General features: G+C 68.4%; 18 protein-coding genes. 15 read left to right on the top strand and 3 right to left on the bottom strand.

Annotated elements, in window-relative coordinates; genetic code table 11:
- The 3 genes from HMPREF2914_RS17885 to HMPREF2914_RS17875 all read left to right on the top strand — a co-directional run.
- The coding region (locus HMPREF2914_RS17885; RefSeq protein ID WP_070603798.1) for a DUF1302 domain-containing protein at positions 1-1,336 on the top strand (1,336 nt) is incomplete at its 5' end.
- A 60-nt stretch (positions 1,337-1,396) separates the two neighbouring features.
- A complete protein-coding gene (locus HMPREF2914_RS17880; protein WP_003103009.1) occupies positions 1,397-2,764 on the top strand; it encodes a DUF1329 domain-containing protein in 1,368 nt (455 codons plus the stop codon).
- Between the two features lie 333 nt (positions 2,765-3,097).
- A complete protein-coding gene (locus HMPREF2914_RS17875) occupies positions 3,098-5,818 on the top strand; it encodes a winged helix-turn-helix domain-containing protein (protein WP_070702837.1) in 2,721 nt (906 codons plus the stop codon).
- A gap of 31 nt (positions 5,819-5,849) precedes the next feature.
- Here HMPREF2914_RS17875 and copA1 read toward each other — a convergent pair whose 3' ends face one another.
- Positions 5,850-8,228 carry a copper-translocating P-type ATPase CopA1 gene (gene copA1 / locus HMPREF2914_RS17870; RefSeq protein WP_003132619.1) on the bottom strand — a complete coding sequence of 793 codons (2,379 nt, stop codon included), beginning with the start codon at positions 8,226-8,228 and terminating at the stop codon, positions 5,850-5,852.
- 503 nt (positions 8,229-8,731) lie between these two features.
- Between copA1 and HMPREF2914_RS17865 the strand changes: the two genes are divergently transcribed.
- Positions 8,732-10,123 carry a PhoH family protein gene (locus tag HMPREF2914_RS17865; protein ID WP_003093038.1) on the top strand — a complete coding sequence of 464 codons (1,392 nt, stop codon included), beginning with the start codon at positions 8,732-8,734 and terminating at the stop codon, positions 10,121-10,123.
- 116 nt (positions 10,124-10,239) lie between these two features.
- Positions 10,240-11,016, top strand: a complete 777-nt coding sequence (locus HMPREF2914_RS17860) for a CHAD domain-containing protein (protein ID WP_023092466.1) — start codon at positions 10,240-10,242, stop codon at positions 11,014-11,016.
- Between the two features lie 9 nt (positions 11,017-11,025).
- Here HMPREF2914_RS17860 and HMPREF2914_RS17855 read toward each other — a convergent pair whose 3' ends face one another.
- Both HMPREF2914_RS17855 and HMPREF2914_RS17850 read right to left on the bottom strand, forming a co-directional pair.
- The gene (locus HMPREF2914_RS17855; protein WP_003110789.1) at positions 11,026-11,208 is read right to left on the bottom strand and encodes a hypothetical protein; all 183 of its coding nucleotides are present in this window, start codon (positions 11,206-11,208) and stop codon (positions 11,026-11,028) included.
- A 162-nt stretch (positions 11,209-11,370) separates the two neighbouring features.
- On the bottom strand, positions 11,371-11,799 hold the full coding sequence (locus HMPREF2914_RS17850) for an arsenate reductase ArsC (RefSeq protein ID WP_003093032.1): 429 nt from the start codon (positions 11,797-11,799) through the stop codon (positions 11,371-11,373).
- Positions 11,800-12,016: 217 nt separating this feature from the next.
- On the opposite strand from HMPREF2914_RS17850, the gene moaC reads away from it, so the two are divergent.
- The 10 genes from moaC to HMPREF2914_RS17800 all read left to right on the top strand — a co-directional run bounded on the left by moaC (position 12,017) and on the right by HMPREF2914_RS17800 (position 21,796).
- Positions 12,017-12,499, top strand: coding sequence for a cyclic pyranopterin monophosphate synthase MoaC (gene moaC, locus HMPREF2914_RS17845; RefSeq protein WP_003093030.1), 483 nt, complete (start codon positions 12,017-12,019; stop codon positions 12,497-12,499).
- On the top strand, positions 12,496-12,747 hold the full coding sequence (gene moaD, locus HMPREF2914_RS17840; RefSeq protein WP_023084006.1) for a molybdopterin converting factor subunit 1: 252 nt from the start codon (positions 12,496-12,498) through the stop codon (positions 12,745-12,747). Before moaC ends, moaD begins: the two co-directional genes overlap by 4 nt.
- A 4-nt stretch (positions 12,748-12,751) precedes the next feature.
- Positions 12,752-13,204 (top strand): molybdopterin synthase catalytic subunit MoaE, encoded by a 453-nt coding sequence (gene moaE / locus HMPREF2914_RS17835; RefSeq protein ID WP_003093025.1) that lies wholly within the window; start codon positions 12,752-12,754, stop codon positions 13,202-13,204.
- A 101-nt stretch (positions 13,205-13,305) separates the two neighbouring features.
- A complete protein-coding gene (moaB, locus tag HMPREF2914_RS17830) occupies positions 13,306-13,863 on the top strand; it encodes a molybdenum cofactor biosynthesis protein B (protein ID WP_003093023.1) in 558 nt (185 codons plus the stop codon).
- Positions 13,860-15,083 (top strand): molybdopterin molybdotransferase MoeA, encoded by a 1,224-nt coding sequence (gene glp, locus HMPREF2914_RS17825; protein WP_003114306.1) that lies wholly within the window; start codon positions 13,860-13,862, stop codon positions 15,081-15,083. The genes moaB and glp overlap by 4 nt, the downstream gene beginning before the upstream one ends.
- A 113-nt stretch (positions 15,084-15,196) precedes the next feature.
- On the top strand, positions 15,197-16,192 hold the full coding sequence (locus HMPREF2914_RS17820) for a ubiquinone anaerobic biosynthesis protein UbiU (protein ID WP_003110917.1): 996 nt from the start codon (positions 15,197-15,199) through the stop codon (positions 16,190-16,192).
- Positions 16,193-16,203: 11 nt separating this feature from the next.
- On the top strand, positions 16,204-17,094 hold the full coding sequence (locus HMPREF2914_RS17815) for a U32 family peptidase (RefSeq protein ID WP_023092467.1): 891 nt from the start codon (positions 16,204-16,206) through the stop codon (positions 17,092-17,094).
- On the top strand, positions 17,088-17,603 hold the full coding sequence (locus HMPREF2914_RS17810; protein ID WP_023092468.1) for a ubiquinone anaerobic biosynthesis accessory factor UbiT: 516 nt from the start codon (positions 17,088-17,090) through the stop codon (positions 17,601-17,603). The genes HMPREF2914_RS17815 and HMPREF2914_RS17810 overlap by 7 nt, the downstream gene beginning before the upstream one ends.
- A gap of 251 nt (positions 17,604-17,854) precedes the next feature.
- Positions 17,855-19,417, top strand: a complete 1,563-nt coding sequence (locus HMPREF2914_RS17805; RefSeq protein WP_003104245.1) for an alkaline phosphatase D family protein — start codon at positions 17,855-17,857, stop codon at positions 19,415-19,417.
- A gap of 36 nt (positions 19,418-19,453) precedes the next feature.
- Positions 19,454-21,796 carry an endonuclease/exonuclease/phosphatase family protein gene (locus HMPREF2914_RS17800; RefSeq protein WP_003132624.1) on the top strand — a complete coding sequence of 781 codons (2,343 nt, stop codon included), beginning with the start codon at positions 19,454-19,456 and terminating at the stop codon, positions 21,794-21,796.
- The last annotated feature ends 205 nt before the right edge of the window (positions 21,797-22,001 follow it).

Here is a 22,001-nt window from a genome sequence, read left to right as displayed (position 1 = left end):
GGAGATCAAGGAAGGCCTGATCCCGGTGAACATGTTCTACCTGTCGCAGAACCTCACCGACAACCTGTCCGCCGAAGGCTTCTACCAGATCGAGTGGGACCAGACGGTGGTCGACAACTGCGGCACCTTCTTCTCCCAGCCGGACGTGGTGGCCGATGGCTGCGACCAGAACCTGGCGGTGCTGACCAACAACAAGGCGTCCATCAACCTGCTCAACAACGTGCTCGCCGGGGCTGGCCTGAGCGTTACCCCGTCGCCCTGGGACGAGGGCATCCTGGTCCGCCGCGGGCCGGACCGCGACGCTCGCGACAGCGGCCAGTACGGCTTCGCCCTGCGCTACTTCGCCGACGAACTGAACACCGAGTTCGGCGCCTACTACATGAACTACCACAGCCGCCTGCCGATCTTCAGCGGCCAGGGCGCCTCGGCCAGCACCATGGCGGCGATCAATGACCTCGCCACCCGCCTCGCCGCGATCAACCCGGCACTGGCCGCCCAGGCCGCGGCGGCGGCCACCGCCGGCAACTCCAGCTACTTCATCGAGTACCCGGAAGATATCCGCATGTTCGGCCTGAGCTTCTCCACCACGTTGCCCAACGGCACCGCGTGGAGCGGCGAAGTCAGCTACCGGCCCAACGCGCCGGTGCAGCTGAACACCACCGACATCCTCTTCGCCGGCCTCGACCCGGTGAGCATCGGCGGCAACCGCCCCTACGACAACGCCTCGGTGCTGAACGGCCAGGCCGGGCAGGACCTGCACGGCTATCGGCGCAAGGAGATCACCCAACTGCAGACCACCCTGACGCACTTCTTCGACCAGGTGATGGGCGCCGAGCGCCTGACCCTGGTGGGCGAGATCGGCTGGACCCACGTCGGCGGCCTGGAAAGCACCTCCAAGGCACGCTACGGGCGTGACCCGGTCTTCGGACCGGGGCCGCTGCCGGGGACCATCTCCGGCCTGGCCAGCTGCCAGGCGCTGAACGTCAGCACGCTGGGCACCGCCGAAGCGAACAACGTCAGCCGCTACTGCGAGAACGATGGCTATACCACCTCGGACGCATGGGGTTATCGCGCCCGTGCGATCTGGGACTACAACGACGTGTTCATGGGCGTGAACCTCAAGCCCAGTGTGGCCTGGTCGCACGACGTCGATGGCTATTCGCCCGGCCCCGGCGCCAACTTCGAGGAAGGCCGCAAGGCGGTCAGCCTGGGGGTGGACGCGGAGTACCAGAACACCTACACCGCGAGCCTCTCCTACACCAACTTCTTCGACGGCAAGTACACCACCGTGGACGATCGCGACTTCGTCGCGCTCAGCTTCGGCATGAACTTCTGATGTACGCCGGCCCGGTGCGAACCGGGCCGGCGAGCAGGACTTAACGAGGACGACGAGCGAATGAAAACAACGAAGATTCTTCTGCATACCGGTGTACTGGCCCTGAGCCTGCTGGCCACCCAGGTGATGGCGGCGGTATCCGCCGACGAGGCGGCCAAGCTCGGCACCAGCCTGACTCCGTTGGGGGCGGAGAAGGCCGGCAACGCCGACGGCAGCATCCCCGCCTGGGATGGCGGCCTGGCGACCAACGCCGGCAGCGTCGACAGCCGTGGCTTCCTCGCCAACCCCTATGCCAGCGAGCAACCGCTGTTCACCATCACCGCGCAGAACGTCGACCAGTACAAGGACAAGCTGACTCCCGGCCAACTGGCCATGTTCAAGCGCTACCCGGATACCTACAAGATCCCGGTATACAAGACCCACCGCAGCGCCACCGTCCCGGCGGCGGTGCAGGAGGCGGCCAAGCGCAACGCCACCACCACCAAGCTGGTGGAAGGCGGCAACGGCCTGGAGAACTTCGATACCGCCAACCCGTTCCCGATCCCGCAGAACGGCCTGGAGGTGATCTGGAACCACATCACCCGCTATCGCGGCGGCAGCGTCCGGCGCCTGGTGACCCAGGCCACTCCGCAGGTCAACGGCTCCTACCAGCTGGTCTACTTCCAGGATGCCTTCACCTTCCGTACCAACCTGAAGGACTACAACCCGAACAAGCCGAGCAACGTGCTGTTCTACTTCAAACAGCGGGTCACCGCGCCCTCGCGCCTGGCCGGTAACGTGCTGCTGGTCCACGAGACCCTCAACCAGGTCAAGGAGCCGCGCCTGGCGTGGCTCTACAACGCCGGCCAGCGCCGCGTGCGGCGGGCTCCGCAGGTGTCCTACGACGGTCCCGGCACCGCCGCCGACGGCCTGCGCACCTCGGACAACTTCGACATGTACAACGGTGCGCCGGACCGCTACGACTGGAAGCTGGAAGGCAAGAAGGAAATCTACATTCCCTACAACAGCTACAAGCTCGACGATCCGAAGATCAAGTACAGCGAAATCGTCAAGGCCGGCCACATCAACCAGGACCTGACCCGCTACGAGCTGCACCGCGTCTGGCATGTGGTCGCGACCCTGAAGCCGGGCGAGCGGCACATCTACGCCAAGCGTGACTTCTACATCGACGAGGACACCTGGCAGGCCGCCGAGATCGACCATTACGACGGTCGCGGCACCCTGTGGCGCGTGGCCGAGGCGCATGCCGAGCAGTACTACGACAAGCAGGTGCCCTGGTACGCGGTGGAAACCCTCTACGACCTGCTCTCCGGCCGCTACCTGGCGCTGGGCATGAAGAACGAGGAGAAACAGGCCTACGACTTCAACTACAGCGCTTCGGAAAGCGACTACACTCCGGCGGCGTTGCGCCAGGAAGGGGTACGCTGAGAAACGGCGTTCCTAGCCACGAAGAAACCGGCCTTGTGCCGGTTTCTTCGTTTTCGCGGGTGGCGCTGCCGCTCCGGCCGTCAATTCATTACAAAGTGTTTTCCCGCCTCGCCCGCGGATTCCGTCGTCGCCATCCTCCCGGCGGGCACCTGTGTGGCCGGGAAACGTTTGCCGCGCCTGGACCGCGCCGGGAAACCGGTCTTTCCTTGGTTATCGAGCTGAAGCGCCGGTGCGCTATTTCGTCCGAGCCGATGGATAGTGCTTCAAATAGCCATCACTTGTGGTTAGTCTCCGGAGCGTTCACGCCCCATACATAAACCAAGAAACCGGGTGATGACTGACTTCTCGCGTACCTTCTCGGGCACTCCATCCGCCGTCCTGCCGACGGCCAACCGCTTTTTCCGCCCCCCGCTGCCGTCGGCCCATGTGGCGCGCCCGCGTCTTTGCCGTCGACTGCGCGACGGACTGGACGGTCGCCTGCTGCTGATCGCTGCGCCCGCCGGATTCGGCAAGAGTTCCCTGGCCATCGAGTTCTGCGAAAGCCTCGACCCGCGCTGGCAGAGCCTCTGGCTGGGACTGAGCAGCCGCGAGAGCGATCCCGGACGTTTCCTCGAACGCCTGCTCGATGGCTTGCGACAGTACCACCCGACCCTGGGCGAAGAGGCCCTTGGCCTGCTGAAGATGCGCCAGCGCCACCAGCCGTTCGCCTTCGAGACCTGGCTCGACGACCTGCTCGACGAACTCGGCCCCTGCCTGGACCCGCAGCGTCCCCTGCTGCTGGTGCTGGACGACTACCACCTGGCCCAGGGCGCGGTGCTCGACCGCTGCCTGCAATTCCTCCTCAACCACCTGCCCGAAGGCCTGGTGCTGCTGGTCACCAGCCGGCAGCGGCCGGACTGGCACCTGGCGCGCCTGCGCCTGTCGCGGCAATTGCTCGAACTCAGCGAACAGGACCTGCGCCTGACCGCCGAGGAGAGCGGGGCGCTGATGGCCGCCAGCGGCCTCGAACTCGACGAGGACGCGCTGGACGCGCTGCTCGAGCGCAGCGAAGGCTGGGTCGCCGGGCTGCGCCTCTGGCTGCTGGCGCGCGGCGATCCAGAGGAGCAGGTCAGTCCCGGGGTACACGGCGCCGACGAGCTGATCCGCGACTACCTGCTGGAGGAGGTGATCGAGCGGCAGCCGTCCGAGGTCCAGGCGTTCCTCGCCCAGACCGCACGCTTCGAGCGCTTCTGCGCCGAACTCTGCGATACCGTGCGCGAGGCCGGCGACAGCGCGGCGATCCTCGACCACCTGCAGCAGCACCAGGTCTTCCTCGTGCCGCTGGACGAAAACGGCCAGTGGTTCCGCTACCACCACCTGTTCTCCGACCTGCTGCTGGCGCGTCCCTTGCCCGACTTCGGTCCGTCCGCCGGCTCCCTGCACCTGCGCGCCTGCGGCTGGTTCAGCCGCCATGGCCTGCTCGACCAGGCGGTGGAGCAGGCGCTGCGCGCCGGCCAGCCGGACGTGGCGGCGAGCCTGGTGCAGAACCTGTCGGAAGAGCAACTGCTGGCGGAGCAGAACATCGCCACCCTGCTGCGCTGGAAGATGGACCTGCCGGGCAGCCTCCTGGCGAGCACGCCGCGCCTGATCCTGCTGTACGGCTGGGCGCTGGCGCTGGCCTGCCAGCTGGATGCCGCGGAAGAGCTGGCTGGCCAACTGGCGCGTTTCCTGCCGGCGCCGGACGAGTCTGCGCAGCGCGACCTGCTGGCCCAGTGGCAGGCCCTGAGCGGGGTGATCGCGCGCGGCCGCGGCGACATCGACAAGGCCGAGGCGCACTGCCGCGAGGCCTTGCAGGACCTCGCCGGGGAGCGCTATGGCACCCGCCTGCAATGCCTGTCGACGCTGAGCAACCTGGCGGTGACCCGTGGCGACTTCTGGCAGGCGCGCAACTACAACCGCGACGCCCTGGAGTTCGCCCAGCGCTACGGCAACCCGCTGTTCGAGGCACTGGTCCATTACGACCGCGCCCGCGTCCTCCAGGCGCGCGGCGAGGTGGCGCGCGCTGAGGAGGAGGTGCGCCAGGGCCTGGAACGCCTCCAGCACCTGCCGGCGCAACGCCGCTACGCGGTGCGCGGGCGGCTCCTGCTGTACCGCGGCTACCTGCGCAGCCTGGCGCTGCAGCCGGACGAAGCGCGCAAGTGGATCAAGCAGGGAATCGAGGAAACCCGCAGTTGCCGGGATGTCAGCCTGGTGATCGGCTATTGCGTCCTGGCCAGCCTGGAAGGGCGCCTGGGCAACTACGCGGCGGCGTTCGCCCGGCTTGGCGACGTCGAGCGGCTGATGCATGCCTGGGATATCCCGCCGATCTACTACCTGGCGGCGATCACCCTGATCAAGTGCGAACTCTGGCTGGCCCAGGGCCAGACCGAACTGGCCGGCGTCTGGCTACAGCGCCTGGGCGGCACCTACGGCGGGCAGGCGGCCACGCCGCCGGAATGCAGTCCGCTGCTGCCGCTGCATGTGGAGTTGCTCCAGGCCGGCCTGGAGCGCCGCGAAGGACGCCCGGAGGAGGCCGCCCGGCGTCTGGATCGGCTGGCCCGCTCGACGCGGGAGAACGGCGCATTGCTGCCGGCTCGCCTGGCCCTCGGCCAACTGGCCGCGCTGCACCTGGAGCAGGGCCGCGAGCGCGAGGCGCTGGCGACCCTGCAACAAGCCATGGAGGGCGCAGTCGGCGGAGCCTTGCTGCCGCTCCACGAATTGCTCGTGCAGCAGCCGGAATGGTTGCGCGAACAGTTGCAGCGCTTCCCTGCCTGTCCCGGCGCCCAGCGCATGCGCGCGCTGTTGCCGGAGCCGCCCGCCGAGCCCGTGGGCAGTGCGGGCGAGGTGCTCAGCGGGCGCGAACTGGCGGTGCTGGAGCTGATCGCCCAGGGGTTGTCCAACCAGGAGATCAGCGAGCGGCTGTTCATCTCGCTGCATACGGTGAAGAGCCACGCCCGCCATATCAACGACAAGCTCGGCGTCGAGCGCCGCACCCAGGCGGTGGCGCGGGCCAAGCACATGGGGTTGTTGCGCTAGGCGCGCCACCCCATGTGCCTGGCGTGCTGGCTCAGGGCTTCCAGCGTCGCAGGAGCAGGGCGTTGCCGACCACGCTGACGCTGGAGAAGGCCATCGCCGCGCCCGCCACCATCGGGTTGAGCAGGCCGAAGGCCGCCAGCGGGATGCCGATCACGTTGTAGATGAAGGCCCAGAACAGGTTCTGGCGGATCTTCGCGTAGGTCCGCCGCGAGATGTCCAGCGCCGCCGGCACCAGGCGCGGGTCGCCGCGCATCAGGGTGATGCCGGCGGCGTGCATGGCCACGTCGGTGCCGCCACCCATGGCGATGCCGACGTCTGCGGCGGCCAGCGCCGGGGCGTCGTTGATGCCGTCGCCGACCATCGCCACCACCCGGCCCCGGCCTTTCAGCTCGGCGACCGTGGCGGCCTTGTCCGCCGGCAGCACTTCCGCGTGTACGTCGTCGATGCCCAGGGCCTTGGCCACCACCGCCGCGCTGCCGCGGTTGTCGCCGGTGATCAGGTGGCTGTGGATATCCCGTTCGCGCAGGGCCTCCACCGCTTCGGCGGCGCCGTCCTTGAGGCTGTCGCCGAAGGCGAACAGGCCGAGCACGCGTTTCTCCGGAGCCAGTTCCAGCAGCCAGGACAGGGTGCGGCCCTCGGCCTCCCAGTCCGCGGCGGCACTCGCCAGCGCGCCGGGCTTGAGTTCCTGCTCGTCGAGCAGGCGGCGGTTGCCTAGGGCCAGCCGGCGACCCTCGACCTCGCCCTGGATGCCGCGACCGCTGAGGGCCTGGCTGGCGTTCACCGGCGGAACCTCCAGGTCGCGCTCGGCGCAGCGCTCGAGCACGGCCTTGGCCAGCGGGTGCTCGCTGCCGCGTTGCAGGGCGCCGGCGAGCCTGAGCAGTTGCTCCTGGTCGTCGCCGCCGAGGTGGATGATCTGCGGTCGCCCGGAGGTCAGGGTGCCGGTCTTGTCGAAGGCCACGCTGGTGACCGCATGGGCGACTTCCAGGGACTCGGCGTCCTTGATCAGGATGCCGTGGCGTGCGGCCACGCCGGTGCCGGCCATGATCGCGGTCGGGGTGGCCAGGCCGAGGGCGCAGGGGCAGGCGATCACCAGCACCGCCACGGCGTTCACCAGGGCCTGCTCCAGGCCGACCCCGGCGACCAGCCAGGCGCCGAGGGTGACCAGTGCGATGAGGATCACCACCGGGACGAAGACCTGGCTGACCTTGTCCACCAGCTTCTGGATCGGCGCCTTGGCGGCCTGGGCGTCTTCCACCAGGCGGATGATCTTCGCCAGCACCGTTTCCCCGCCGAGCGCGGTGGTGCGCAGGAGCAGGCGGCCTTCGCCGTTGATCGCGCCGCCGGTGACCTTGTCGCCGGGAGCCTTGGGCACCGGCAGGCTCTCGCCGGTGATCAGCGCCTCGTCGGCGTGGCTGCTGCCGTCGAGCACCTCGCCGTCCACCGGGAAGCGTTCGCCGGGACGCACCACCACCTCGTCGCCGAGGCGCAACTCGGCGATCGCCACCTCTTCCTCGCGACCGTCGCGCAGGCGCACCGCGCGCTCCGGGCGCAACGCCTCGAGGGCGCGGATGGCGCTGGCGGTCTGGCGCTTGGCGCGGCTTTCCAGGTACTTGCCGAGGAGGATCAGGGCGATCACTACGGTCGAGGCTTCGAAGTAGAGGTGCGGCATGTGGCCGGGCGGGGCGGTCAGCCAGAGGTAGACGCTGAGGCCGTAGCCGGCGCTGGTGCCGAGGGCGACCAGCAGGTCCATGTTGCCGGCACCGGCTTTCACCGCGCGCCAGGCGGAGACATAGAAGCGCGCGCCGATGACGAACTGCACCGGGGTCGCCAGGAGGAACTGCGCCCACGGCGGCAGCATCCAGTGCAGGCCGGCCCATTCCACCAGCATCGGCAGCACCAGCGGCAACGCCAGCAACAGCGCGGCGATCACCCACCAGCGTTCGCGGCGCAGGCGGCGCTCGGCATCGTCCTGGCGTGGTTGCCCCGCGTCGAGCAGGCGGGCCTTGTAGCCGGCCTGTTCCACCGCCTGCAGCAAGGCCTGGCTGTCCACGGCGCCGAGCAGCTCGAGGTGGGCGCGCTCGCTGGCCAGGTTGACGCTGACCTCGCGTACGCCGGGCACCTTCTTCAGCGCCCGCTCGACCCGGCCGACGCAACTGGCGCAGGTCATGCCCTCGATGGACAGTTCCAGGCTGCGCGCCGGAACCTGGTAGCCGGCCTGCTCGACCGCCGCCACCAGGGCCGGCAGGCTGTCCGCCGGGGCCTGTACGCGGGCCTGCTCGCTGGCCAGGTTGACCGAGGCGGCCGCGACCCCGGGCACTTTCTTCAGGGCTCGTTCGACACGGCCGGCGCAGGACGCGCAAGTCATGCCGCTGACCGGCAGATCGAGCTCGGTTAGCGTGGCGCTGTTCATGAGTCCTCCTTGGAATGGACAGAAGTGGCACCGCAGGCGCCCTGGGGGGCGCCGGTGAGATCTGTCGCCAGGTTCAGCCTTGACATCGTGTCAAGGTCAAGCTCCGGATTCATACAGGAAGGCGGCGCAGGGGGCAGTGGCGGCTTTATGTCGCAGGAGCAGGGGGGAGGGGGAATGGCGCTGGAAAACCGTTGCGGCACGGAAAAGCGGAGGGTTTTCACAGGGGTGGGACCGATAACACTAGACCTCGCGAAGGGCTGCGCCAAGGTATTTCGTCGCTTGCGGAAAAAAAACCTGCTGATGACGAAAAGTACTTTTTACCGTCATATTTTTTGCGGTATTTGTGGAACCGTAGACCGCCGAACCCTGCAGCACAGGTGGCGGCCCCGGCCCTCACCTCTGCTGTCAGGCTCTCCCCACCGGAAGAGAGAAGGCGGCTCGCCCCCCGGCGGAGCGCCGACCCGGCATTCCGTCGCCAGGCCCTTAGCAGAAGGTGATCGCGTATGGATGACCACGGACGTTCCCGCCCCACCCAGCCCACCCTGTACGTCCTCGATACCAATGTCCTGATCCACGATCCGAATGCCCTGTTGAACTTCCAGGAACACCGCGTCGCGATCCCGATGACGGTGCTCGAAGAGCTGGACAAGCTGAAGACCGGAAAGCACACCATCGCCGCCGAGTGCCGCCAGGCCATCCGCCTGATCGACCAGGTACTCGGCGAGGCCACGCCCGAGCAGGTCGAGGGAGGGGTACCGATCCAGCGTGGCAAGAACGGCCCCAGCGGCAGCCTGTCGATCCTCATGAGCAAGCGTGCCGAGCCCATCACCTGGCTGCCGGAGCACCTCAACGACAACAAGATCATCAACCAGTTGGTCGAGCTGAAGAGCCGCCACAGCGGCGTGCGCGTGGTGCTGGTGACCAAGGACATCAACATGCGCCTGAAGGCGCGCGCCTGCGGGGTGGACGCGGAGGACTACCACACCGACCAGCTGATCGACGACGTGGCCCTGCTGTCGCGCGGCTACCATTCCCTCGCCGGCTCTTTCTGGGACCGCGTGAGCAAGGTCGAGACCCGCCAGGACCACGGCCGTACCTGGCATCGCGTGCAGCTCACCGACAACCTGCCGGCGGTGCACATCAACGAGTTCATCGTCGACGAACAGGGCTTCGTCGGCTGGATCAAGGGCATCCAGCAGGACGAGCTGACCATCCTCGACCTGCACCAGGAACCGCTCCTGCACCAGGAAGCCTGGGGCCTGCGGCCACGCGACGTGTACCAGTCGCTGGCGCTGTACGCGCTGCTCGACCCGGACATCCACCTGGTCAACCTGTCCGGTGCCGCCGGTTCCGGCAAGACCATCCTGGCGCTCGCCGCGGCCATCGAGCAGACCATGGTCAGCAAGCGCTACCGGCGCATCATCGCCACCCGCAGCGTGCAGGGCCTGGACGAGGACATTGGCTTCCTGCCCGGCACCGAGGCGGAAAAGATGGAGCCCTGGCTCGGCGCCATCACCGACAACCTCGAAGCGCTGCACATGGACGACGAATGCACCCATGGCAGCGTCGACTACATCCTCAGCAAGGTGCCGTTGCAGTTCAAGTCGCTGAACTACATCCGCGGGCGCAGCTTCCAGCAGAGCCTGATCCTCATCGACGAATGCCAGAACCTCACGCCGCACCAGATGAAGACCATCATCACCCGCGCCGGCAGCGGTTCGAAGGTGATCTGCCTGGGCAACCTGGCGCAGATCGACACGCCCTACCTGTCCGCCACCAGCTCCGGCCTGACCTACCTCACCGAACGCTTCAAGGACTTCCCCCACGGCGTGCACGTGACCCTGCAAGGGGTGCCGCGCTCGGTGCTGGCGGAGTACGCCGAGGCGCATATGTAACCACGCGGCGTCGCAGGCGTTGCGCTGCGCCCGGCCTCGAGCCGGGCGCAGCGGCTGGCGTTCACGGATCTGCAACATGTCCTAGACTTCGGGCCCCAGTTCCGGGAGTCCGCCGTATGGCTTTCGCCGCATCCGTGATTCGCACCGTTTCCGGCCTCGAAGTCGAGGTCATGCATGCCTATGCCAGGATCGTCGAGGGCACCGACCCGGAAGCGCTGCACGATCTGCGCGTCGCCGCCAGGCGCCTGCGCAGCCTGTTGAAACCGTTGCGCCTGGGGGCTCTGGCCGAGGACCTGGATCGCGCGGCGAAAGCCCTCGGGCAGGCCACCAATCCGATCCGCGACATGGAAGTGATGGCGGCCGAGCTGGAGCGCCATGGCCTGCTGATTCCGGCTTCGCTGCGCAGGCAGGCGGTGCTCCGCTGGTATCGGCAGGCAGGGAGCAGTCCACAGATCAAGGATTTGCTGGACGCGCTGGACGCCTGGCCGGACGGTGTCCGGCGGGCGATGACGGAAGGTCGCCTCGACGATCTCGAGGCGGAGGCGAGCAAGCGAATCAGGCACCAGTTGCGCAAGCTGCTGGCGGCGCTCGACGATCCCGGACACGATCTTCACGACATCCGCCTGTTGGTGAAGCGCGCACGTTATTCGCAGGAGGCCTACCCGGACCTCTGCCCCCTGCCGGGAAAGGTGCTCGACACGCTGAAAACGCTACAGACCATGCAGGGGGATTGGCACGACCACCAGCAATGGTGCCTCAGGGCCGAAGAGCAGGCCGACCTGCGCCCCCTGAGCGCGGAATGGCGCAGGTCCGAGGCCGCCGCCCTGGACCGGGCCGAGGAATCCGTTCGGCGCCTTGCCAGGTTGCTGGGGAAAGCCATCGGCCGCACCTGAGCGGGTCGGCTACCTGGCCTGGCGGATTATCCGGGGCTTGGGCGAACCGGGCAGCGCGTGGGGGGCTTCGATCCGCTCGCGCAGTTTGCGCAGATATTCCCGACCTTCCCGTTCGGTATGGAAGGGGATGCGATAGGCGCCGACCTGGACGATCCATCCGCCCTTGGTCGAAGGGTGCATTCGCAGTTGCATGGGGCACCTCCCTGTGGGCCCTGTCCAGCGCTCCCGGCGCGGTATAGGTATTGACCAACGCTAGTCGAGCTTTCTCGACGACGTCATCAAACCTTCATCTACCTGTCAGGACTGGCAGGTCGCCGGGAGGCACGGCGACTGGGGCGTCGCTGGTGGCGCGGCTCAGGAGCGTTCCCCATGGGGGCGGTTCTTCACTGCCAGGAACAGCCGGACCCGGTCGTTCAGCTCCTGCAGGACATGGCTGAATCCTTCCAGGCCTTCCTGGAGGGTCGGGTCGCTGCAGCTCCAGGCGAGGGTCTGGGCGGAGTGCGGCAACTGTGCGAGTTCGTCGGTGTCTTTGTCGCAGAGGTCGATGAGATAGTCGAAGGACTCCCCGGCGAAGGTCTCCAGCGGCTTGCTACTCAACCCTTGGGTCGGGATGCCGGCGTGTTCGAGCACGCTCAGGGTGCGCGGGTCGACGCCAGCGGGGCGCACGCCGGCGCTGAACGCGGCGAAATGTTCGCCGTCGGTGTGCCGCAGGATGGCCTCGGCGATCAGGGAGCGGGCGTCATTGGCGATACAGACGAAGAGTACGCGCAGTCGGTCCGTCATCTTTCCGTTCTCCGGAGCGGGAAGCCTGTTGCGATCTTAGTCCGATCGTCACGGACCGGCAGGGCTGTCAGGAAAATTTCACCGGGTGGTCATTCGCCAACGAGGGCATACCTCTTTCTGTATACAATCATTCCCCTTCAGAATCCGGCCAAACCATCCCCGCTCGCGTCCCAGGGCTTACAATGACTGGCCAGTACCTTCCATCAGGAGCACCCACGTGCTGACCCATCTCGATTCCCAGGGCCGCGCCAACATGGTCGACGTCACGGAAAAGGCCGTGACCTCCCGTGAAGCCACGGCCGAGGCCGTGGTGCGCATGCGCCCGGAAACCCTGCAACTGATCCAGGACGGCGGCCATCCCAAGGGCGACGTCTTCGCCGTGGCGCGGATCGCCGGCATCCAGGCGGCCAAGCGCACCCACGAACTGATCCCGCTGTGCCATCCGCTGCTGCTCACCAGCGTCAAGCTCGAACTGCAGGCCGAGGCGCCGGACGCCGTGCGCATCCGCGCGCGTTGCCGGCTGGCCGGGCAGACCGGCGTGGAGATGGAGGCGCTCACCGCCGCCAGCGTCGCGGCCCTGACCATCTACGACATGTGCAAGGCGGTGGACCGCGGGATGGTCATCGAGCAGGTCCAGTTGCTGGAGAAGCTCGGCGGCAAGAGCGGCCACTACCGCAAAGAGGAGGAAGGGCAGGCATGATCCGCGTGCAGTATTTCGCCCGTTACCGCGAAGCCCTCGGCGTCGACGGCGAGCAGTTGAACTGGGACGCCGGGCTGGCGACCCTCGGCGCCTTGCGCCAGCTCCTGGTGGAGCGCGGCGGGGTCTGGGAGCGTACCCTCGGCGAGCAGAACCTGATGTGCGCGCGCAATCAGGAACTGTGCGGCCTCGACGAGCCGTTGCAGGACGGCGACGAAGTCGCCTTCTTCCCCACCGTCACCGGAGGTTGAACCCATGGCCATCCGCGTCCAGCAGGCCGCTTTCGATCCGGGGCAGGAGCTTAACGCCCTGCATGCGCAGAACGTCGGCATCGGCGCGGTGGTCGGCTTCGTCGGCTACGTGCGCGACTTCAACGACGGTCGCGAGGTCGGCGGGATGTTCCTCGAACATTATCCGGGCATGACCGAGAAGGCCCTCGGCAAGATCGCCGCCGAGGCCGGGCAGCGCTGGCCGCTGCTGCGCCTGGAGATCCTCCACCGCATCGGCCGCCTGGAGCCGGGCGAGCCGATCGTCTTCGTCGGTTGCGCCAGCGCCCACCGGCAGGCGGCGTTCGACGCCTGCAACTTCGTCATGGACTACCTGAAGACCCGCGCGCCGTTCTGGAAGAAGGAAGACACCGCCGAAGGCCCGCGCTGGGTCGAAGGCCGCTGCAGCGACCAGGCCGCCGCGCAGCGCTGGGAGGAGTGACGGCTACCTCCTCGCGCCGCCGGCTTACCTCTTCGGAGGAATAGCCAGCCGGGGGCCCGCGGTTCAGGCTGAGGCATCGCCCGTTCCGAGGACTCCCTTCCATGAGCCACCTGGCCACCTCCACCTTCCAGCCGCTGAACATCGCCATCCTCACCGTCAGCGACACCCGTACCCTGGAAACCGATACTTCCGGCCAGACCCTCGCCGACGCGCTGCTGGCCGCCGGTCATCGCCTGCACCAGCGGAGCCTGAAGACCGATGACATCTACCAGATCCGCGCGGTGGTCTCGGCCTGGATCGCCGACCCCGAGGTACAGGTCGGCCTGATCACCGGCGGCACCGGCTTCACCGCGCGGGACAACACCCCGCAGGCGGTCGGACCGCTGTTCGAGCGCGATGTCGAGGGCTTCGGCGAACTGTTCCGCCAGGTCTCGCAGCGCGAGATCGGCACTTCCACCATCCAGTCGCGGGCGCTGGCCGGGCTCAGCAACGGCACCCTGGTGTGCTGCCTGCCCGGCTCGCCGGGCGCCTGTCGCACCGCCTGGAACGAGATTCTCCTGGCGCAACTGGACAGCCGCACCCGCCCGTGCAATTTCGTCCCGCACCTGAAGACCCCGCCAGCCGTGGCGCCGGTGGCCGGCTGCGGGTGCCGCTCGTGAGCGCTTGCGCCTGCGATGGCGGCCAACTGCGCCCGCTCGACGAGGCGCTGGCCGAACTGCTGGCGCGCGCGCCGCGCCCGCCAGCCTGCGAGAGCCTGGCCCTGGAGCGGGCGCTGGGACGAGTGCTCGGCGAGGACCTGCTGGCGCCGATGGACCTGCCGCATTGGGACAACAGTGCGATGGACGGCTACGCCTTGTGCTCCGCCGACCTGCCGCGCAGCGGCGGCAGCCTGACGGTCGGCGCGCGGATCGCCGCCGGCGACACCCGCGGCATGAGCCTGCCGCTGGGCCAGGCGGCGCGGATCTTCACCGGCGCGCCGCTGCCGACCGGCGCCGACTGCGTGGTGCCGCAGGAACTCTGCGTGGTCGACGGCGAGCGCGTGCAGTTGCCGCCGGTGAGCGCCGGCCAGCATGTGCGCCGGCGCGGCGAGGAGTTGCGTCGCGGCGCGCCGGTGCTGCGTGCCGGACAGCGCTTGCGCCCGCAGGAACTCGGCCTGCTGGCGAGTCTCGGCGTCGCCACGGTCTCGGTGCGTCGGCGCTTGCGCATCGGCCTGCTGAGCAGCGGCGACGAATTGCGCGAGCCCGGCCAGACACTGTTGGCCGGGCAGATCTACAACGCCAACCGTTACTGCATCGGCGCCTTGCTGCGCGGCCTCGGCTTCGAGGTGCACGACGAGGAAGTGCTCGCCGACGAACTGGTGGCCAGCCGCGATGCGCTCAGCCTGGCGGCCTCCGAATGGGACGCGCTGGTCACCAGCGGCGGTGTCTCGGTAGGCGAGGAAGACCACCTCAAGCGCGCCATCGCCGAGCTTGGCGAGGTCAACCTGTGGCGCCTGGCGATCCAGCCGGGCAAGCCGTTCGCCTTCGGCTCCGTGGCCGGCAAGCCCTGGCTGGGGCTGCCCGGCAACCCTGCGGCGGCGCTGGTCACCGCATTGCTGGTGGCGCGTCCGTTCCTGCTTCGCCAGCAGGGACTGTTCGACGTAGTGCCGCGGCCGCTGGCGCTGCCGGCGGCCTTCGACTGGCCGCAACCGCGGGCGCGTCGCCAGTACCTGCGGGCGCGGCTCGATGAACGGGGGCGGGTGGAAATCCACCCGCAGCAGGGCTCGGCGATGCTGCTTGCCGCCAGTTGGGCGGACGGGCTGGCGGTGATCGAGCGCGGCGCCACCCTGGGCGTGGGTGATGCGATCGACTTTCTGCCGTTCTCCGCACTGATGGCCTGAGGCCTTCTTGATCCCGGTCAAGCGCCGACCGGGAGCGTCTTTCTAGAGTGTGGCGCCTGTGCCCCGGGTTGCCCACTGCCGCGGAGCGCGTTTTTCGCCAGAGGAGCAACCCCATGCAACTGGTCTGTCCGGCGGGCAGCCTGCCCGCCTTGAAGTCGGCCCTGCGACAGGGCGCCGATGCCATCTACGTCGGTTTCCGCGACGACACCAACGCCCGCCATTTCGCCGGCCTCAACCTTGACGAACGCCAGTTGCAGGAAGGCCTGCGGCGAGTCCACGAGGCCGGGCGGCAGCTCTACGTAGCGGTCAACACCTATTCCAGCGCGCAGGGCTGGGAGCGCTGGCAGCGCGCGGTGGACCAGGCCGCCGACCTCGGCGTCGATGCGTTGATCGCCGCCGACGTGGCGGTGCTCGGCTATGCCGCGAAACGTTATCCGCGGCTCAATCTGCATCTGTCGGTGCAGGGCTCGGCAACCAATGCCGCGGCCCTGACCCTCTATCACGAACGCTACGGCATCCGTCGCGCGGTCCTGCCTCGCGTGCTATCGCTGGCGCAGGTACGCCAGGTGGCGGCCGGCAGTCCGGTGCCGGTGGAGGTATTCGCCTTCGGCAGCCTGTGCATCATGGCCGAGGGCCGCTGCCACCTGTCCTCCTACGTCACCGGCGAGTCGCCGAACCTCTGCGGCGTCTGTTCGCCGGCCAGGGCGGTGCGCTGGAGCGAGGAACCGGAGGGGTTGACCTCGCGCCTCAACGAAGTGCTCATCGACCGCTACGCCGCCGGCGAGGCGGCCGGCTACCCGACCCTCTGCAAGGGCCGTTTCCTGGTCAATGGCCAGCGCTTCCATGCGCTGGAGGAACCGACCAGCCTGAACACCCTGGACCTGGTCCCGCAACTGGCGGAAATCGGCGTGGCGGCGGTGAAGATCGAAGGCCGCCAGCGCAGCCCGGCCTACGTCGAGCAGGTCACCCGGGTCTGGCGCCAGGCGCTGGACAGCTACGCCAGCGCGCCGGGCGCCTATAGCGTGCAGCCGCAATGGCAGCGCGCGCTGGCCGGACTTTCCGAAGGGCACCAGACCACCCTGGGCGCCTATCACCGTTCCTGGCAGTGAGGACCGCCGCGATGAAACTGAGCCTGGGACCGCTGCTGTTCTACTGGGACAAGCGGCAGATATTCGATTTCTACGCCGAGATGGCCGGCCAGCCGCTCGACGTCATCTACCTCGGCGAGACCGTCTGCGCCAAGCGCCGGGCGCTGTCCCTGAATGACTGGCAGGCGCTGGCCCGCGAGCTGGCGCAGGCGACCCGTGCCGAGTTGGTGCTCTCCGGGCTGGCGCTGATCGAGGCCGCTTCGGAGCTGTCCAGCCTGCGCCGGCTATGCGAGAACGGCGAACTCCGGGTCGAGGCCAACGACATGGCCGCCGTCTATTACCTCAGCCAGCGCGGCGTGCCCTTTGTCGGCGGTCCGGCGCTGAACCTCTACAACGGTCATGCCCTGGCCGAACTGTATTCCTGGGGCATGCGCCGCTGGATTCCGCCGGTGGAAGTCTCCGGCAAGCTGCTGCGCGGGGTGCTCGTCCAGGCTGCGCAGCTGGGCCTGGAGCAATTGCAGACCGAGGTCTTCGCCTACGGTCACCTGCCGCTGGCCTACTCGGCGCGCTGCTTCACCGCGCGGGCGGAGAACCGGCCCAAGGACGACTGTCAGTTCTGCTGCCAGCAGTATCCCGAAGGTATCCCGCTGCTCAGCCAGGAGGGCGAGGCGCTGTTCACCCTCAACGGCATCCAGACCATGTCCGGCAAGGTCAGCAACCTGCTGGCCGACTACCGCTCGCTGGAACATAGCGGCGCCGACCTGCTACGCCTGAGCCCTCGGGCGCAGGGCATGGCCGAGGTGATCGCGGCCTTCGACCGGGTACGCCAGGGTGCCGCTCCGCCGCTCGCCGTGGAAGGCTGCAACGGCTACTGGCACGGCCGGCCGGGGATGCTGCGGGCAGAGGAGGCGGGGCTATGCTGAACCGCCAACGCCTGCTCCTCGGCGTCGCCGGACGCCTGTTGCCGCTGGCGGCGAAGGTTCCGCGCGGGCTCCAGCACCTGGTCCTGCAACGGGTCGCCAACCGGCTGTTCGCCCAGCCGCTGGAGGAGGGCGCCTTCGACCTGCTGGAAGGTCGCTGGCTGCGCCTGGAAGTCAGGGACCTCGGCGTCGGCTGGTGCGTCACCCGGGTGCCCGGCGGCCTGCGCCTGGTCGAACGGCCACGGGCCAGCGTGACCATCCGCGGCGACTGGCGCGACTTCCTGCTGCTGGCCAGCCGGCATGAGGACCCGGATACCCTGTTCTTCCGCCGCCGCCTGGTGATCGAGGGCGACACCGAGCTGGGCCTGGCGGTCAAGAACCTCCTCGACAGCCTCGATCCGGAGCACCTGCCGCCCTGGTTGTGGAACGCCGTGGAACGGGCCGGGCGGGCAGTGCAGGAGGAGCGCGGCGAGGCGTCCCAGGGGCCGGTTCAGGGGGCGCGGGGCGGCTGAGGTCGGTGGAAAGGGGCGTATAGCGACGCCAATGTCGCTGGGCGCGCCCCTCCGATTGGGTGTATTCCCTGAAGCCTGAAACTCACTGAAGCTCTTTTCAGCGAGGCAACGCCCGGTTCGTTGCCGCATGGGCGGCGCGGAGCGAATGGGCGTTTCCCCTGACCAAACGGATAGCCTGTCTGTCCCCGTAACGCCCCTGTCAACTTGCCCCGGTAAACCGGACCTTCGTGAAGCCTGCGGAGAACTCCGGTATGAGTGGGATGGACCTCAAGCGCCGCCGCGTCGTGCAAGGCCTGGGCGCTGGACTGCTGTTGCCGGCGCTGGGCGCGCCGGCGGTGATCGCCTCGCCCAGGGCGCGGCCGAAGCTGACCGATGGCGTGCAATCCGGCGACGTGCAGGGCGACCGCGCGCTGGTCTGGAGCCGCACCGACCGCCCGGCGCGGATGATCGTCGAATGGGACACCCGTAGCGTCTTCAGCGAGCCGCGTCGGCTGGTCTCGCCGGTCACCGACGAGCGCCTCGACTACACCGCGCGCATCGACCTGCGTGGCCTGCCAGCCGACCAGTCGATCTTCTACCGGGTGCGCTTCGAGGATGCCCGCGACGGCAGCCTGAGCAAGCCCTGGTTCGGCCACCTGCGCAGTGCGCCGAGCGAGGCGCGCAATATCCGTTTCGTCTGGAGCGGCGACACCTGCGGGCAAGGTTTCGGGATCAATCCGGATATCGGCGGCATGCGTATCTACGAAGCCATGCGCCGGCGCCAGCCGGATTTCTTCCTGCACAGCGGCGATACCATCTATGCCGATGGGCCGATCCCCGAACGCATCGAGACCGAGAGCGGGCGCATCTGGCGCAACCGGGTGACCGAGGCCAAGAGCAAGGTCGCCGAGACCCTCGACGAGTTCCGCGGCAACTACCGCTACAACCTGCTCGACGACAACCTGCGCCGCTTCAACGCCGAGGTGCCGCAGATCTGGCAATGGGACGACCACGAGACCACCAACAACTGGTCCTCCAGCAAGCAGCTCGACGAGCGCTACCAGGTGAAGGACATCGACGTGCTGGCGGCCCGCGCGCGCCAGGCGTTCCTCGAATACGCGCCGCTGCGCTTCCAGCGCCAGGGGCGCGACGGGCGGATCTACCGCAAGGTCGCCTACGGCCCTTTGCTCGACGTGTTCGTCCTCGACATGCGCAGCTACCGCGGCGGCAACAGCGCCAACCTGCAGGCGCGGCGCAGCGCCGCCACCGATTTCCTCGGCCGTGAACAGTTGCAATGGCTCAAGCGTGAGTTGCGCGGTTCGCGCGCGCAGTGGAAGGTGATCGCCGCCGACATGCCGATTGGCCTCTGCGTGCCCGATGGCAAGGACGCCCAGGGGCGCGACCGCTGGGAGGCCATCGCCAACGGCAACGACGGTGCCGCCCTCGGCCGCGAGCTGGAGATCGCCGACCTGCTGCGCTTCGTCCAGCGCGCCGAGGTGCGAAACACCGTCTGGCTGACCGCCGACGTGCATTACTGCGCTGCCCACCACTACAGCCCGGAGCGCGCCGCGTTCAAGGACTTCGCGCCGTTCTGGGAGTTCGTCGCCGGGCCTCTCAATGCCGGTAGTTTCGGACCCAACGCGCTGGATGGCACGTTCGGCCCGCAGGTGATGTTCCAGAAGGCCCCGCTGGTCCAGAACAGTTCCCCCTTCGCCGGCTACCAGTTCTTCGGCGAGGTGGAGATCGATGCGCAAAGCCGCGCGCTCACCGTCACCCTGCGCGACCTCGACGGCGAGCCGGTGTTTTCCCAGGAACTGCAGCCCGACGGCGCCTGAGCCGCGGCTACCCCATTCCGATAAAGGAGTATCCCGATGCACCCCTTGCGTAACGCCGCCCTGCTGGGCGGCCTGGCCCTGCTGGGCCTGCCGGTGGCCAACGCCGCCGAGCTGATCATCTCCGAGTATGTCGAAGGCAGCGGCAACAACAAGGCGCTGGAGTTCTACAACAGCGGCAGCCAGGTCCTCGACCTCTCCGCCTACCGCGTCGAGTTCTATTTCAACGGCGCCAGCGCGGCGGGCCGCAGCATCGACCTGAGCGGCAGCCTGGCGCCGGGCAAGACCTTCGTCCTCGCCAACGGCGTGGCCGACCCGGCGTTGCTGGCGCTGGCCAGCCAGCGGGTGGAAGGCAGCTGGTTCAATGGCAACGATGCGGTGCTGCTGCGCCGGCGCAGCGGCGAGATCCTCGACAGCCTCGGCCAGGTCGGCTTCAACCCCGGCACGACCTGGGGCAGCGGCGATGTGCAGACCCTTGACCGGAGCCTGGTGCGCAAGGCCGACATCCGCGACGGCGACAGCGATCCCAGCGACGCCTTCGACCCGGCGGCGCAATGGCTGGGCTACCCGCGCGACACCTTCGCCAACCTCGGCCAGCATGGCGCTGGCGAGCCCGGCGGCGGCGAGGAGGCCGGCCTGCGACCGATCCACGAGGTGCAGGGCGCCGGCGCCGAAAGTCCGCTGGTGAACCAGCGGGTCGCCATCGAGGGCGTGGTGGTCGGCGACTTCCAGAACGCCAGCGAGCTGAAGGGCTTCTACGTGCAGCAGGAAGATGCCACGGTGGACGGCGACCCGGCGACCTCCGAAGGCATCTTCGTCTACGACGGCGGCAACGGCAGCGACGTCAAGCTCGGCGACCGCGTCCGGGTGACCGGCCAGGTCCGCGAGTTCAACGGCCTCACCGAACTGGTCGGGCCGCTGCAGGTCAGCGTCCTGGCGAGCGGCGTGGCCTTGCCGACGCCGGCCGGCATCAGCCTGCCGCTGGCCAGCGCCGATGCGCTGGAGCGCTACGAAGGCATGCGCGTGCAGCTCCGCCAGACGCTGACCGTCAACGAGGTCTACAACCTCGGCCGCTACGGCGAGGTCCTGCTGTCCTCCGGCGGCCGCCAGATGACTCCGACCAACGTGGTGGCTCCCGGCGAACAGGCCAAGGCCATGCAGGCGCGCAACGACCTCGACCGGATTCTCCTCGACGACGGCCGCAGCGGGCAGAACCCCGACCCGATCCGCTACCCGGCGCCGGAACTGAGCGCCTACAACAGCCTGCGCGTCGGCGATCGCACCAGCGCCATCGACGGCGTGCTCGACTACTCGGCCGGCAGCTACCGTATCCAGCCGTTGCAGACGCCGACCTTCGAGGCGGCCAATCCGCGTCCGGCCCAGCCGGCGGTGGAAGGGCGCCTGCGGGTGGCCAGCTTCAACGTGCTCAACTACTTCAACGGCGATGGCAAGGGCGGCGGTTTCCCCACCTCGCGCGGAGCCAACACGGTCGAGGAGTTCCAACGGCAGAAAGCGAAGATCGTCGCGGCGATCCTCGCCTCGAAGGCGGACATCGTCGGCCTGATGGAGATCGAGAACGACGGCTACGGCGAGTTCAGCGCCATCGCCGACCTGGTCAACGGCCTCAACGCCAGCCTGCCCCAGGGCCAGCGCTATGCCTTCGTCAACCCGAACCGGGCGAAGCTGGGCAGCGACGAGATTGCCGTGGGGCTGATCTATCGCGGCGACAAGGTCCGCACCTATCGATCCGCGGCGGTGCTCGACAGTTCGGTGAACCCGGAGTTCGACGACACCCGCAACCGTCCGACCCTGGCCCAGACCTTCCAGGAGATCAATGGCGGCGAACGCCTGACCATCGCGGTGAACCACCTGAAGTCGAAGGGCTCGGCCTGCGACGGCGACCCGGACACCGGCGACGGCCAGGGCAACTGCAACCTGACCCGGGCGCGCGCCGCCCAGGCCCTGGTGGACTGGCTGGCGGGCGATCCGACGGGCGCCAAGGAACCTGACCGCCTGATCATCGGCGACCTCAATTCCTATGCCAAGGAAGACCCGGTGAACGTCATCCGCGGCGCCGGCTACACCGACCTGGTGGCACGTCAGGCGGGCGCAGGAAAGGGCTACTCCTACGTGTTCTCCGGGCAGTCCGGCTACCTTGACCACGCCCTCGCCAACGCCAGCCTGGCGCGCCAGGTACGCGGCGCGGTGGAGTGGCACATCAACGCCGACGAGCCCCGGGTGCTGGACTACAACGTCGAGTTCAAGACCCCTCGGCAGCAGGACAGCCTGTACAACGCCGAGCCGTACCGGGCCTCCGACCACGACCCGGTGGTGATCGGTATCGACCTGCGCCGGGTGGCGATGAAGAAGCACCGCAGGTAGGCAGCGGATAGCGCCCGTGGCGTTGGTCGCCATGCAGAAAGGCCACCCGAGGGTGGCCTTTCTGCATGGCACGTGGGCCTGTAGGGCGAATAACCGCTTGCGGTTATCCGCCGTTGCGGCGGGATACCGGCGGATAACGCCGGTGGCGTATTCGCCCCACGGAACGGAGCCCCCTCCAGGGTGCCCTTCCAGTGTGGCACGTGGG

Source organism: Pseudomonas sp. HMSC067G02 (assembly GCF_001813485.1).
Taxonomy (GTDB): domain Bacteria; phylum Pseudomonadota; class Gammaproteobacteria; order Pseudomonadales; family Pseudomonadaceae; genus Pseudomonas; species Pseudomonas aeruginosa.
This window is presented reverse-complemented; position numbering and strand designations above follow the sequence as displayed.